Annotated in this window: 13 protein-coding genes; 9 read left to right on the top strand and 4 right to left on the bottom strand. The window is 62.7% G+C overall.

The genetic code is table 11. The features are described 5' to 3' along the window. Nucleotides 1–69 precede the first annotated feature (69 nt). From phnD to phnE (LGH82_RS24485), 3 genes are read left to right on the top strand one after another with little or no spacing between them, the layout of a single operon-like run. Nucleotides 70–978 carry a phosphonate ABC transporter substrate-binding protein gene (gene phnD, locus LGH82_RS24495; RefSeq protein WP_227345201.1) on the top strand — a complete coding sequence of 303 codons (909 nt, stop codon included), beginning with the start codon at nucleotides 70–72 and terminating at the stop codon, nucleotides 976–978. 59 nt (nucleotides 979–1,037) lie between these two features. After that, on the top strand, nucleotides 1,038–1,994 hold the full coding sequence (gene phnE, locus LGH82_RS24490; RefSeq protein WP_227345200.1) for a phosphonate ABC transporter, permease protein PhnE: 957 nt from the start codon (nucleotides 1,038–1,040) through the stop codon (nucleotides 1,992–1,994). A gap of 2 nt (nucleotides 1,995–1,996) precedes the next feature. After that, complete coding sequence (phnE, locus tag LGH82_RS24485; RefSeq protein ID WP_227345199.1) at nucleotides 1,997–3,364, top strand: phosphonate ABC transporter, permease protein PhnE; 1,368 nt, start codon at nucleotides 1,997–1,999, stop codon at nucleotides 3,362–3,364. Between the two features lie 338 nt (nucleotides 3,365–3,702). On the opposite strand, the gene LGH82_RS24480 is transcribed toward phnE (LGH82_RS24485), so the two are convergent. The 3 genes from LGH82_RS24480 to LGH82_RS24470 form a co-directional block, all read right to left on the bottom strand. Further along, entirely contained in the window at nucleotides 3,703–4,554 is an 852-nt protein-coding gene (locus LGH82_RS24480) for a sugar phosphate isomerase/epimerase family protein (RefSeq protein WP_227345198.1), read from the bottom strand. 187 nt (nucleotides 4,555–4,741) lie between these two features. Then, the gene (locus tag LGH82_RS24475) at nucleotides 4,742–5,929 is read right to left on the bottom strand and encodes a Gfo/Idh/MocA family protein (RefSeq protein WP_227345197.1); all 1,188 of its coding nucleotides are present in this window, start codon (nucleotides 5,927–5,929) and stop codon (nucleotides 4,742–4,744) included. An 11-nt stretch (nucleotides 5,930–5,940) separates the two neighbouring features. Next, nucleotides 5,941–6,996: a sugar phosphate isomerase/epimerase family protein gene (locus tag LGH82_RS24470; protein WP_227345196.1), complete on the bottom strand. Its 1,056-nt coding sequence runs from the start codon at nucleotides 6,994–6,996 to the stop codon at nucleotides 5,941–5,943. 392 nt (nucleotides 6,997–7,388) lie between these two features. Between LGH82_RS24470 and LGH82_RS24465 the strand changes: the two genes are divergently transcribed. Genes LGH82_RS24465 through LGH82_RS24445 form a run of 5 tightly spaced genes read left to right on the top strand, consistent with a single transcriptional unit; the run spans nucleotide 7,389 to nucleotide 11,646 of the window. Then, complete coding sequence (locus LGH82_RS24465; RefSeq protein ID WP_227345195.1) at nucleotides 7,389–8,276, top strand: sugar phosphate isomerase/epimerase family protein; 888 nt, start codon at nucleotides 7,389–7,391, stop codon at nucleotides 8,274–8,276. A 60-nt stretch (nucleotides 8,277–8,336) separates the two neighbouring features. Further along, on the top strand, nucleotides 8,337–9,506 hold the full coding sequence (locus LGH82_RS24460) for a mandelate racemase/muconate lactonizing enzyme family protein (RefSeq protein WP_227349677.1): 1,170 nt from the start codon (nucleotides 8,337–8,339) through the stop codon (nucleotides 9,504–9,506). A 1-nt stretch (nucleotide 9,507) separates the two neighbouring features. Then, complete coding sequence (locus tag LGH82_RS24455; RefSeq protein ID WP_227345194.1) at nucleotides 9,508–10,227, top strand: FadR/GntR family transcriptional regulator; 720 nt, start codon at nucleotides 9,508–9,510, stop codon at nucleotides 10,225–10,227. Between the two features lie 8 nt (nucleotides 10,228–10,235). Continuing rightward, nucleotides 10,236–11,216 (top strand): NAD(P)-dependent oxidoreductase, encoded by a 981-nt coding sequence (locus LGH82_RS24450; protein WP_227349676.1) that lies wholly within the window; start codon nucleotides 10,236–10,238, stop codon nucleotides 11,214–11,216. 43 nt (nucleotides 11,217–11,259) lie between these two features. After that, nucleotides 11,260–11,646, top strand: coding sequence for a hypothetical protein (locus tag LGH82_RS24445; RefSeq protein ID WP_227345193.1), 387 nt, complete (start codon nucleotides 11,260–11,262; stop codon nucleotides 11,644–11,646). A gap of 24 nt (nucleotides 11,647–11,670) precedes the next feature. Here the strand turns inward: LGH82_RS24445 and LGH82_RS24440 are convergent, their stop codons facing one another. Then, nucleotides 11,671–12,966, bottom strand: coding sequence for an amidase (locus LGH82_RS24440; protein ID WP_227345192.1), 1,296 nt, complete (start codon nucleotides 12,964–12,966; stop codon nucleotides 11,671–11,673). Nucleotides 12,967–13,140: 174 nt separating this feature from the next. On the opposite strand from LGH82_RS24440, the gene LGH82_RS24435 reads away from it, so the two are divergent. After that, complete coding sequence (locus LGH82_RS24435) at nucleotides 13,141–13,488, top strand: GFA family protein (protein ID WP_227345191.1); 348 nt, start codon at nucleotides 13,141–13,143, stop codon at nucleotides 13,486–13,488.

The raw sequence follows: 13,488 nt of genomic DNA, 5'->3' as shown, positions 1-13,488 counted from the left end.
CGTCAAGGGCACCTGTCAAAATCAAGAACGCTGCCGGCGCGGGGCCGGAACCTATAGGAGAGACATCAAATGTTTAGAAAGATGGTTTTCAGCGCCGTTTCGGTGCTCGCCATGGCGACCAGCGCGGCCCACGCCGCCGATATGAAGGAATTCCGCGTCGGCATCCTCGGCGGTGAGAACGAAACCGACCGCCTGCGCAACTACCAGTGCCTTGCCGACCACCTGAAGGCCGAATTCGGCTTCGAGAAAGTCTCGCTGTTCCCCGCCGCCGACTATGACGGCGTCATCCAGGGCCTGCTCGGCGGCACGCTCGACTTCGCCGAACTGGGCGCCTCTGGCTATGCCAGCGTCTATATCAAGGATCCGAAGGCGGTCACCCCGATCCTCACCACCCAGCAGACCGATGGTGCCACCGGTTACTATTCGATCGGCCTGGCGCTGAAATCCTCCGGCATCACCGACATCAAATCGGCCAAGGGCAAGAAGCTCGGCTACGCCGACCCGGATTCGACTTCCGGCTACCTGATCCCGCTGACCCAGATCCCGAAGACCACCGGCGCGTCGAACGAGGCCTTCTTCGCCTCGACCCAGTTCAACGGCGGCCATGAAAACAACATCCTGGCCATGCGCGACGGCAAGGTCGACGTGGCGGTGGACGATTCCTCCGGCATCGGCAACTTCAAGGACGGTTACACTTCCGGCACCTTCCACAAGGTAGCCGCCAAGGGTGCCGTCGACCCCAACGACTTCGTCGAAGTCTGGCGCTCCGGCCTGATCCCCAACGGCCCGCTGGTCGTGCGCACCGCGATCGGCCCCGAGATGACCGCCAAGCTCACCGACTTCTTCACCAACCTGCCCAAGAAGGACAAGGCCTGCTTCGAAGGCGTGGAAGGCGGCGACTTTACCGGCTACGTCCCGGTGAAGGCGGACTTCTACAACGTCATCGTTGAAGCTCGTAAGGCCGCGATCGGCGGCTAACGGCAAAAACCAGGAAGGGCGGCGACACCTCCAGCGCCGCCCTTTTTGCATGTCCGATCATGACCCTCTCAGCAACCGCCCATTCAGACGCAACCCACCAGGCAGCCGATGCCTGGCGACGCCAGACCTCCTTGCGCCGGCTCTATACGGCCATGGGCGTCGGCCTGCTGCTCGTCGCCTTGTGCGCAACCATGTGGTTCGCCGACGAAGCCAATGCCGGTCACTTTTTCGATCGGCTGCCGCACCTGCTCGACTTCCTTAGCTGGCTCATTCCAAAGGACTGGAACGATGTCTGGCGGGCCATGTTCGACATCGCCTCACCACATGACAATGGCACCCAGGAATACAATTTCCCGCTCGGCCGCGCCTATGTCTGGGGCGGGTTCTATGTGCCCGAGTATTTCGAACTGATGCTGACCACGTTGAACGTGGCGCTGGTCTCGACCTTCATCGGCTTTGTCTTCGCGGTGCCGTTCTCCTTCATCGCCGCCCGCAATCTGACGCCTCACCCGGCGCTGCGGCTCGTCGTCAAGCGGCTCATGGAACTGCTGCGTGCCTTTCCCGAGATCGTCATCGCCGGCCTGTTCGCGGCCATCGTTTCGATCGGCCCGATCGCGGCCATCATCGCCATCGGCCTGCATTCGATCGGCGCTCTGGGCAAGCTGTTCTACGAGATCAACGAGAACATCGACATGCGCGCCGAGGAGGGCCTGACGGCCGTCGGCGCCAACTGGTTCGAGCGCGTGCGCTTCGCCGACCTGCCGCAGGTGCTGCCCAATTTCATGTCCTACACACTGCTCCGCATCGAGATCAACGTTCGCGCTTCCACCATCATCGGCGCCGTCGGCGGCGGCGGCATCGGCGAGGAACTGAAGCTCTCCATCTCGCGTGGCTTCGGCGCCAAGACGCTGGCGCTGGTGCTGCTCCTGTTCACGACCATCTTTATCATCGACCAATTCTCCGCCTGGCTGCGCCGCAAGCTGGTTGGCGAGCAAGCCTTTTTGATGGGTGCGTGATTATGGCTGTCATGACCGCCGATGAAATCCTGTCGATCGAGGAGCGCTACCCGCATGTGTTCCAGCGGCCGCTGCACAAGCGTTTCGGCCCGCTACTGCTGTTTGTTGGCACGCTTCTCTACCTCGTCTATGCCGTGTGGTTCTTCAACCTGCCGCAGGTCATGCGTGAATCACACTGGGAGCGCCTGCCGCTTTTCCTGACCCAATGGATCAGCTACGACGTGCAGCCGACCTTCCCGCTCGACACGCCACAAATTGAACCCAAATATCCACGCTTTTCGGTGCTCGGCGCGGACCCTCACCCGGACTGGGTGAAGACCAGCGCCGACGGCTCGATCACGGTCCTGGTCGACGGCCAGGCCAAATCCGTCACCTTCACCAAGACCGAAGCCACCATCATCGCCAATGGCCAGACGGTTCAGGTATCGATGATATCGGGCAAGCCGGTGGTTTCCGGCGCTATTCCGGCCTGGATCACCGCGCATGACGAGGAGGTTGTCGCCGACATGGGCTTTGCCGGCGAGGTTCGGGTCGCGGCCGATCGCGTCAAGGTCCGCAAGCGCTTCCTCGGCTGGGCGAACTTCGTCTTCGACCCGCGCTCGCTATTCTTCGAAAAATCACCCGGCGAAGTGATCTCGCTGATCGTCTCCGGGCCGGAACTCAAGCCGGGCACGTCAAATCTCGCGCTGGCCGCCAACAATATCTGGTACAACGGCCAATGGCAGCATGGCGATGTCTGGACGAAGCTCCTGCAGACCGTCGTCATGGCATTTCTCGGCACGCTGCTCGGCGGCATCGTCGCCTTCCCGCTTGCTTTCTTCGCCGCCCGCAACATCACGCCCAGCGGACTGCTGAGCCAGGTCCTCAAGCGCTTCTTCGACTTCATGCGCTCGGTCGACATGCTGATCTGGGCGCTGTTCTTCACCCGCGCCTTCGGACCGGGCCCGTTGGCTGGTAGTGCCGCGATCTTCTTCACCGAGATCGGCACGCTCGGCAAAACCTATTCCGAGGCGCTGGAGAACATCGATGACAAGCCGCGCGAAGGCGTGCTCTCGACCGGCGCCAATGGCCTCCTGGTGCAGCGCTACGGCGTCTTGCCGGAGGTGATCCCGGTGTTCATCAGCCAGACGCTCTACCAGTGGGAATCCAACACTCGCGGCGCCACGATAATCGGCGCCGTCGGCGCGGGTGGCATCGGCCTGAAGCTGTGGGAGGCGATGCGCACCAATTCCAACTGGGCCAATGTCTTCTACATGGTGCTGCTGATCCTGCTCGTCGTCTTCATCTTCGACAACATTTCCAGCTTCCTGCGCCGTCGCCTGAGCCGGACGATCCATGACTACAACAGGCTGCAGGCCGAGCAGGGGTGATCGGCCTCGCGGCGCGGAAGCACAAGCATCGTCTCGCCCGGTGCCAAAGGGTCGACCCCCCACTCCGTCGAGCTTCGCTCGACACCTCTCCCCCGGTCGACGGGGTAGAGGAAAGGCGCAAGGTTGTCCGAGTCGCCGCCTGTCCTCCAAGGCTGAGGCTTCCTTCCTCTCCCTCCGGAGGGGGGAGAGGTGGCTCGGCGAAGCCGAGACGGAGTGGGGGAACCACCGCGAACGCAAATAGAAAATAGACCAGGCGCAATCATCATCGCGGCTTGCACCAAGGGTCGACCCCCACTTCGTCGAGCCGCGCTCGACAGGTCTTTGCGTCGATCAGAGTGCTAAGCCGCCCTCTTCCACCCCTCCTTGATGTGCCTATACCCCTCCCGATAAACCGCTTCCGGCGTCTCGGAAAAGTCACGCCACACCTTCGTCGCGGCCGCCAGATCCTTCAGCGAACGGCCAAACGCCTCGATCGTCAGCCAGTCGTCATAGCCGCTCTTGCGGATGGCGGAAAACGTCTCCTGCCACGGAATGTTGCCGCGCCCCGGCACGCCGCGATCGTTTTCCGATATGTGGATATGCACGACATTGCCGCGATGTTTCGTATAGGCGCCGATCGGATCGGCCTCCTCGATATTGGCATGGAAAGTGTCGTACATCGCCTTGATGTGCGGCCGGTCGATGGCGTCGATATGCTCGGAGAGGTCAGCCATCGTGTTGACGAGATAGCATTCGAAGCGGTTGAGCGCCTCGAGCCCAATGGTGACATTCCGCTTGCCGGCATGATCGCCGATGGCGCGCTGCGAGGCAATCGAACGCTTCTTCTCGGCCGCCGTCGGTCCAGACCCGGAAAACGCGCCGAGCGTCGAATGCAGTGGGCCGCTCAGCGTTCGGGCGCCCAGCGCATCGGCGCAATCGACGGCCCATTTCATATAGTCGACACCAGCCTTGCGCGTCGCGGCGTCAGTCGAGATCAGGTTCATCGCCGGATCGCCCATCGCCGAGACGGCCGTGCGTTCCAACCCGATGCGGTCGAGCAGGTCGCCGAGCTTGCGGTAGTCGTCCGGCGTGCCGACAAAGATCGGTATTTCGACACCATCGAAACCTGTCGCCTTGATGTCGCGAAGCAGCGGCTCGTGCTTTTTCGACAACGCCGTCGTCCACAAGAACATGCACATGCCGATTTTCATCGACGCCCCCTCCCCATTTTCCCCGTTGGTTCATGTTCATGGGGTGGTGAGATTCAGGTCAGGCCGAGACGAAAATGGCTGATACCGAGAACCGGAGCGAAGCGTACTTTTGGGTACGTGAGCACCGGAAGCGCAGGTATCCGCCATTTGCAGGCCGGCATCACCTGAATATCGCCACCCCTCAGATTTAGAGCTTCGTCCACGCCCCGTTTTTCTTCGACGACTTCACGCAGGCCTCGATGAAAGCCATGCCCTCGACGCCGTCCTGGATAGTCGGGAAGACGACATCCTTGGCCGGCTTGCCGCCCTTGCGCCGCGCCGCGCGAATGGCGCGCGCCGCCTCCTGGTAGATGTTGGCGAAGCCTTCGAGATAGCCTTCCGGATGGCCGGACGGAACGCGGCTGACACGGCCTGCCACCGGCAACGATCCGGCGCCATTGCGGGTGATCAATTGCTTCGGCTGGCCGAACGGCGTGTACCAGAGATAGTTCGGGTCGGCCTGCACCCATTCCAGCCCGCCCTTCGAGCCGTAGATGCGCAGCTTCAGCCCGTTCTCATGACCTGGCGCCACCTGGCTGGCCCAGATCATGCCCTTGGCCGGATGCGCCTTGCCCGGCGCCTTGAAGCGCAGCATGACGTTGACATTGTCGTCGAGCTGCCGCCCCGGCACGAAGGCGTCGAGATCGGCCGACAGCGAATCCAGCTCCAACCCGGAAACGAAGCGGGCGAGGTTGTAGGCGTGCGTGCCGATGTCGCCCAGCGCACCGCCCGCACCCGCCTGTTTCGGGTCGGCGCGCCATGACGCCTGCTTCTGGCCGGTGGCGGCAAGGTCTTCGGTCAGCCAGTCCTGCGGATACTCGGATTGCACGATGCGGATGTCGCCGAGCACGCCCTTGGCCACCATTTCGCGCGCCTGCCTGATCATCGGATAGGCGGTGTAATTGTGGGTGAGCACGAACACCTTGCCGGTCTTCTCGACGATCGCCGCGAGCTTCTTCGCCTCGGCCAGCGTCGTTGCCAGCGGCTTGTCGCAGATCACATGGATGCCGGCCTCTAGGAACGCCTTGGCAGCCGGCACATGCACATTGTTGGGAGTGACGATGGCTACCGCCTCGATACCGTCGGGCCGCTTGGCTTCTGCCTTGGCCATCTCGGCGTAGGAGCTGTAGCTGCGGTCCGGATCGAGTCCGAGTTCGGCGGCCGAAGCCTTGGCGCGTGCCGGGTCGGATGACAGGGCACCCGCAACCAGCACGAAATCATTGTCCATGCGCGCCGCGATCCGGTGTACCGCGCCGATGAAGGCGCCCTGCCCGCCGCCGACCATGCCATAGCGGATCGGGCCGTCTCCCGTTTCCGACTTCGATGCGCCAACCATTTTCTTCTCCGTTAGATTCCCATCATGGCCCGCAGCACCTTCTTGTCGGTGGCCCCGCCGGCAAAATCATCGAATGCCTTCTCCGTCACCCGGATGATGTGGTGCTGGATGAACGGCGCGCCTTCGGCCGCTCCATCCTCCGGATGCTTCAGGCAGCACTCCCATTCCAGCACCGCCCAAGAATCATAGCCATACTGGGTAAGCTTGGAGAAGATGCCACCGAAATCCACCTGCCCGTCGCCCAGCGAACGGAAGCGGCCGGCGCGATTGGTCCAGCTCTGGTAGCCGGAATAGACGCCTTGCCTTCCCGTCGGATTGAACTCGGCATCCTTGACGTGGAACGCCTTGATGCGCTCGTGATAGATGTCGATGAATTCGAGATAGTCGAGTTGCTGCAGCAGGAAGTGCGACGGATCGTAGTTGATGTTGCAGCGCTTGTGGCCGCCGACCGCATCGAGGAACATCTCGAAAGTCGCGCCATCGAACACGTCCTCGCCGGGATGGATCTCGTAGCCGACATCGACGCCATTGTCCTCATAGATGTCGAGGATCGGCTTCCAGCGTTTGCCCAACTCGGCGAATGCCTCCTCGATCAGCCCGGCCGGCCGTTGCGGCCAGGGATAGAGGTAAGGGAAGGCCAGCGCGCCGGAGAACGTCACGGAAGCCTTGAGCCCGAGATTGCGGGACGCCTTGGCGCCGAATTTCATCTGTTCGACAGCCCATTTCTGCCGTGCCTTAGGGTTGTTGTGCACCGAAGGCGGCGCGAAGCCGTCGAACTGCGCATCATAGGCGGGATGCACCGCCACCAACTGCCCCTGCAGGTGTGTCGACAGTTCAGTGATCTCGACGCCCGCGTCAGCGCAGATACCCTTCACCTCGTCGCAATAGGTCTTGGAAGACGCCGCCTTCTTGAGATCGAACAGGCGCGCGTCCCAGGTCGGGATCTGCACGCCCTTGTAGCCCAGGCCTGCCGCCCATTTGGCGATCGAGGGCAGCGAATTGAATGGCGCGGCGTCGCCCGCGAACTGTGCCAGGAAAAGTCCGGGGCCTTTCATCGTCGACGGCATTCTTCATCCTCCCTTTCACACCAACCATAGCGCCAATTGAACGCAGAGCCAGCCTCTTTGTCTTTCCAATCACACGCATGCGTGCATCATCATTCTGGTATTACCAAATATCGTATTTTGGTCAAGCCGCTGAATGCAACGACGGAAGGCCGAACATCACCAGAAATCGACCCAATACTCCAATATAATCAGACAGCTAAACCACACAAAAAGTTGTCGCCATACGGTTCTTGCCGTCCCTGAAAAATTACGCTAGACCTCGAAAGAGGCCCAATTGGTCGAACCAGTTTGTTAAAAAGGGAGCTGGAACGTGTTGGGGAGGAACCCGTGCGCCGTCTTCGGCGGCGTGCGTTGCAGGCGAACCGTTAAAGACGAATTGGGAAGGACTGACGATGCATCTTTCGACGCACAACTGGATGCGAGCGGAACCACTGGAGACGACGCTCAAGCGCATCAAGAAATTCGGCTATGAGTCGATCGAGATTTCCGGCGAGCCCGAGCAATACAAGACCAAGGAGACGCGGGCGCTGCTCAAGGAGCATGGCATCCGCTGCTGGGGCGCGGTGACGTTGATGCTGGGCGAGCGCAACCTCGCGGCCAGGGACCAGGGCCAGCGCGAGCGCTCCGTGCAGTACGTCAAGGACGTGCTGACGATGGTCAGCGAACTCGACGGCGAGATCATCACGCTCGTCCCCGCGACCGTCGGCAAGGTGGTCCCGGACGGCACCGAGGAAGAGGAATGGAAGTGGGTCGTCGACGCGACCCGCGAATGCTTCACCCATGCCAAGAAGGTCGGCGTCAAGATCGCCGTCGAACCGCTCAACCGCTTCGAAACCTATCTGTTCAATCGCGGCGCCCAGGCGCTGGCGCTGGCCGATGCGGTCAGCCCCGAATGCGGCGTCTGCCTGGATGCCTACCATATCCACATGGAGGAATTTAACGTCCATGACGCGATCCGGCAGGTCGGCAAGCGCCTGTTTGATTTCCACGTCGCCGACAACAACCGTTTCGCCGCCGGCCTTGGCCAGATCGACTGGCCGAAGATCGTCGCGACCTTGCGAGAGGTCGGCTATGACGGCGCGCTGACCAACGAGTTCGTCGCCCCGGTCGACCGCACGCCGGCCGCGCCCTATCCCGACATGGTCGAGCGCCACCCGGTCGACATCTCGCCCGAACAGCTGAAGTTCATCCAGGATCACGGCTCCAGCGTGCTGACCGAGAAATTCTACACCGACCAGATGCGCATCACCGCCGAAACGCTGCTGCCGCTGATCAAGTAGTCTGTTCAACGATAGGAAATGCGCCCTTCCGCCGAGCTGGCGGCAGGGCCGGGGAAGAACATGCGCATCAAGACCGTCCAAGCCTGGTGGGTCCGCATACCGATCGAAGCGGCACAGCAACACCGCAGCGACTTCGGGCAGGTCACTACCTTCGACGCCGCCATCCTGCGCATCGAGACCGATGACGGGCTGGTCGGCTGGGGCGAAGGCAAGAACGCGGCCGGCAGCGCCGGCAGCTATGGCGCCCTCGTCCACATGCTGAACCATGAGGTCGGGCCACAACTGATCGGCCGCGATCCCGCTGACATCGGCGTGATCTGGGAGATGCTCTACAACGGCGTGCGCCATGACAGCGCGGCGCGCGCCGGCCACGCCATGCCGCAACTCGCGCGGCGCGGCATGAGCATCGCCGCCATCAGCGCCGTCGACATCGCGCTGTGGGATATTCTTGGCAAATCATTGGGTGTCCCGGTCTGGCGACTGCTCGGCGGCCGCAAGCTCGACCGCATGCCAGCCTATGCATCCGGCGGCTGGGCAGCAGCCGACGCCATCGGCGAACAGCTGAAATCCTATATCGCCAAAGGCGGCTTCAAGGCGCTGAAGATGCGCGTCGGCGCCATGGACGGCGCGCCGCACATTTCCGCCGCCCGTGTCCGCGCCGCACGGCAGGCGCTCGGTCCCGATGTCGACCTGATGGTCGACGCCCATGGCACGTACACGGTGGCCGAAGCCAAGCGCTTCATCCAGCTCGTCAACGACCTGGACCTTGCCTGGTTCGAGGAGCCGATCATCGCCGACGACAAGCCGGGCATGGCCGAAGTGCGGGCGTCCGGCGCCGTGCCGATTGCGACGGGCGAAAGCGAGGCCACGCGCTATGCTTTTCGCGACCTGGCCGTGCTCAAGGCGGCCGATATCTTCCAGCCCGATCCGGCCTTCTGCGGCGGCATCAGCGAGGCGATGAAGATCGGCACCATCGCCAGCGCCTTCAACCTGCGTTTTGCACCGCATCTGTGGGCGGGAGCGCCGTGCTTCTTCGCCGGGCTGCATATCTGCGCCGCGTCGCCGGCGAGCTTCACCGTCGAATATTCGCTCGGCGCCAACCCGATGATTCACGATCTTGTTGAAGAGACTGTCGAAGCAAGGGACGGTATGGTAGCGGTCCCTGAAAAGCCTGGATTGGGATTCACCATCTCCGAGCGATTCCTGCAGGAGCACGCGCAACGCGGGTGACATGAAAGAAAAGAACCTTCTCGCGGAACTTGCCGCCTATCTGTTTTCCCACTCGGACAAGGAGACGGGCCGCACGCCGTCGGAACGTGAGCTGGCTGAGCATTTCGGCGTCAGCCGCGGCCAGATCCGTGAAACGCTGGCCATCCTCGAAGCCATGCGCATCGTCGAGCGCCGGGCCAAGTCCGGCATCTACATCGATACCAAGCAGGCCAGCGTCGAGGCGATGGCCCTGTTCGCGCGGGCCGGCCTGCCGCTCGATCCGATCCAGATCTATGAAACGGTCGAGCTGCGCAAGATCCATGAGATCAAGGCGGCCGAACTTGCCTGCTCGCGCGCCACCGAGGAGAATTTCGAGCGGCTGCGCGAAATCCTGAAGGCCTCGGAAGACCGCATCGCCGCCGGCGAAGGCCTGGCCAAGGAAGACCGCGAGTTTCACCTCGAGATCGTGCGGGCGACCAAGAACAGCGTCTTTCACAATGTCTGCAGCGTCTACTACATGATGGGCGAACAGCGCCTGCCCGTCTATTTCAACGATCCTGAGCGCAGCGTGCGTTCACATGCCGAGCATATCCAGATCTATGAGGCGCTGCTGCGCCGCGACGGCAACCTCGCCCAGGCGCTGATGAGCGCGCATCTGCAAGGCGCGGAGAGCTACTGGAAGGGCCTGATCGAAGGCGGCAAGGCGGTTGCGCCTGCGAGCCCGGCGCTCGAAAAGGCCTGACCGTGGCCGTGCCAAAGATCCTGTCGACCCATCCGCTCCACCCGCACGCATCAGCCATGCTGGCCGGCGCCGGTCAGCTTGTCATTGCGTCGGCGCTCGATGCCGGCACCCTGGCCAAGGAGGCGAAGGACGCCGACATCGTTATCGTGCGCGCCCATCTGCCGCCACAACTTTTCGAGGGTGCCTGGAAGCTGAGAGCGGCTATCCGCCACGGCGCCGGGCTCGACATGATCCCGATGGAAGCGGCTTTAGCAGCCGGCGTTCTGGTGGCGAACGTGCCGGCGGTCAATGCCCGCTCGGTCGCCGAGCACGTGATGTTTGCCGCCCTCGCTTTGCTTCGTAACTTCCGTATGGTCGACCGTGATTTGCGCGCCAAAGGCTGGCTCGCCGGCCGCGAGCATACAAACTCCAACAGCGAGCTTGCCGGCAAGACGATCGGCATCGTTGGCCTCGGTGCCGTCGGGCAGGCCGTCGGCCACATCGCGGCGCATGGCTTCGACCTCAACGTGGTAGCGACGACGCGCAGCATGCAGCCGGCACCGGAAAAGGTCGGCTTCCTGTCGATCGACGCTTTGGTCGAGCAGAGCGACATCATCGTTTTGTGCTGCCCGCTGACGCCGGAGACACGCGGCCTGATCAGCCGCGAACGCATAGCCCGAATGAAACCAAATGCCTTGCTGATCAACGTCTCGCGCGGACCGGTGATCGACGATGACGCGCTGATCGAGGCCTTGCGCAAGGGCCGCATTGGCGGTGCCGCGCTCGATGTGTTTTCAACCCAGCCGCTGCCGTCAAATCATCCTTATTTCAGCTTCGACAATGTCATCATCACCCCGCATATGGCTGGCATCACCGAGGAATCGATGATGCGCATGGGCGTCGGCGCGGCGGGCGAGGCCCTGCTTGTTCTGGCGGGCAAACTGCCGGTCAATCTGCGCAACCCCGAAGTGGTCGATCACTATCGGCGGCGGTTTCCCGAAACCGAGTGACAGCGCCTCAATTTTCCCGAATTCGTTGGCGACCTTGCCGCTCATGTCGAACATCGTCGCAATAATCCTCCTGGCCGTCGGCGCCTGCGCGACGACGGCGCAGGCTTTTGCCGATGGGCGGGACGGCTACGTGTTCTGCGACAATGGACTACGCTGCGTGGCGGCGCCCTGCCCGTCGCACAGTGCACTCGACCTGACCACCGGCAAGGTCATCAAGGGCGTGTCGATCGACATCGATGGCTTGCCGCAGGAAGACAAGGCGCTCGATCTTTCGGACAAGCTCTACGCCGGCAAGGTCGTCATTGCCGGTTCCATCGAGAGCCGGTCCCAGACGCTCAACGGCAAGCAATCCACCCAGCCCTGGCTGGTCGCGACCGGCATCGAGCGCGCCGCCAGGGACAGTGAACGCAGCCACTGCTCGGCGCACTGACACCTCGTCCCGGGTAGCCGCTCGTCAGCGACAGAGCAAAGCCTCGACTTCCGCCGCAACCCGCAGCAGATGCCCGTCATGGCCACTGCGCGCGACCAGCATAAGGCCGGCGGGCAGCGCCGTTCCTGGCATCGGCAGCGAGATCGCGCAGAGGTCGAACTGATTGGCGACCTGCGTGTTGCGCAGCAGCAGGCCTTCGATGTGGTCTCGTAGCTCCACATCCTCAGCCATCGAAACGATGCTCGGCGCGGTGACCGGCGTCGTCGGCAATGCCAGCACATCGACGGATGACAGCCGCTCGTCCATGGCGGCGACCAGCGCGGTACGGCGGCGCAGTGACCTGATGTAGAGGGGAGCCGGCAGCATTGCCGCCCGCGACAGAGGTCCGCTGACGTGCGGGTCTACTGGCACTGAAGCGCCTGCCGCCAGCCAGTCGGCATGGACTTCGGCCCCCTCCATCGCGGCGATCGAGCCCCGCTTGGTGACTGCTCTCAGGTCCGCGATCAGATCGTCGATCGAGAGGTCCGAGATCCCAGCGCCGGCCCGTTCGATCTTGCCGAAACAGTGCTCGAACGCCGCAGCAACCTCGCTTTCGGTGTTTTCGAAAAGCACGCCACGCGGAATGCCGACGCGAAGTCCTGAGAGGCCGATCGGCGCCAGCGCGGTCGGCACCTCGCCGGCTATCACGGCATCAGTGAAAGCGCATTGGGCGACGGTTCGGGCAAGCGGTCCGATGGAGTCCAGAGTGCCGGACAACGGGAACGCGCCGGCCAGCGGCACGCGCCGCGCGGTTGGCTTGAAGCCGACGACGCCATTCAGTGATGCCGGAATGCGTATCGAGCCACCAGTATCGGAACCGATCGATATTTCGCTCGTCCCTTCTCCGACAGAAACGCCAGCGCCAGAGGACGAGCCGCCTGCAATGCGGCTGGCATCCCTGGCATTGCCGGGTGTGCCGTAGTGCTGGTTGTCACCGATGGCGGTGAAGGCGAATTCGGTCATGTTGGTCTTGCCGATGATGACCGCGCCGGCCTGCCGCAGCCGGTTCACAATCGTAGCGTCACGTAAAGCGGGTGCTGCGGTCCTGAGCATCAGCGAACCGGCGGTGGTTGCCTCACCAGCGACATCGAACAGATCCTTGATCGATAAAATGGTGCCATCGAGCGGCCCGAGCGTCACGCCGGCTTTGCCGCGCGCATCGCTGGCGTCGGCCGCTGCCCGCGCGGCCTCGGCATAAAGCTTCGTATAGACCTTCTCATCGGCCACGCGATTGGCAAGACGTGACAGGATGATTTCGAGACGGTCGCGGATTGATTGCATGTCGGTGTCGGACTCCGCAAGGATACAACGTCTTTAAAGCAGTTCCAGGAAAAGTGTGTAGCGGTTTTCCGTCCGGAACTGCGGAAAAACAATGACTTAACGCAGCCGGTGGGGCTGCGGTAGGGATAACCCGGCCGTCGTGCCTTTGCACCTGCCAGCAATAGGAAGATTCTGATGCTCTATAAAGGCAGCTGCCACTGCGGCAAGGTCGCTTTCGAGGTCAAAGGCGAATTGGCCAGCGCCCTGCGGTGCAATTGTTCGATCTGCTCGCGCAAGGGCGCGCTTTTGTCAGCCGTGCCCCACAAGGCGCTGCTTGTGCTGGCCTGGGGCGACGACCTCGGCAGCTACACTTTCGGCAACAATGCCATCGCGCACCGCTTCCGCCGTAGCTGCGGCGTCCACCCCTTCGCCGAGGACGTCCGTGACGACGGTGAACGCAGCGCCTACATCAACATCAACTGCGTCGCCGATCTCGACCCTTCCACCTTGTCGATCTTCGATTTCGACGGACGTTCGGCCTGA

It is taken from the genome of Mesorhizobium sp. PAMC28654, assembly GCF_020616515.1.
Classification (GTDB): domain Bacteria; phylum Pseudomonadota; class Alphaproteobacteria; order Rhizobiales; family Rhizobiaceae; genus Mesorhizobium.
This window is presented reverse-complemented; position numbering and strand designations above follow the sequence as displayed.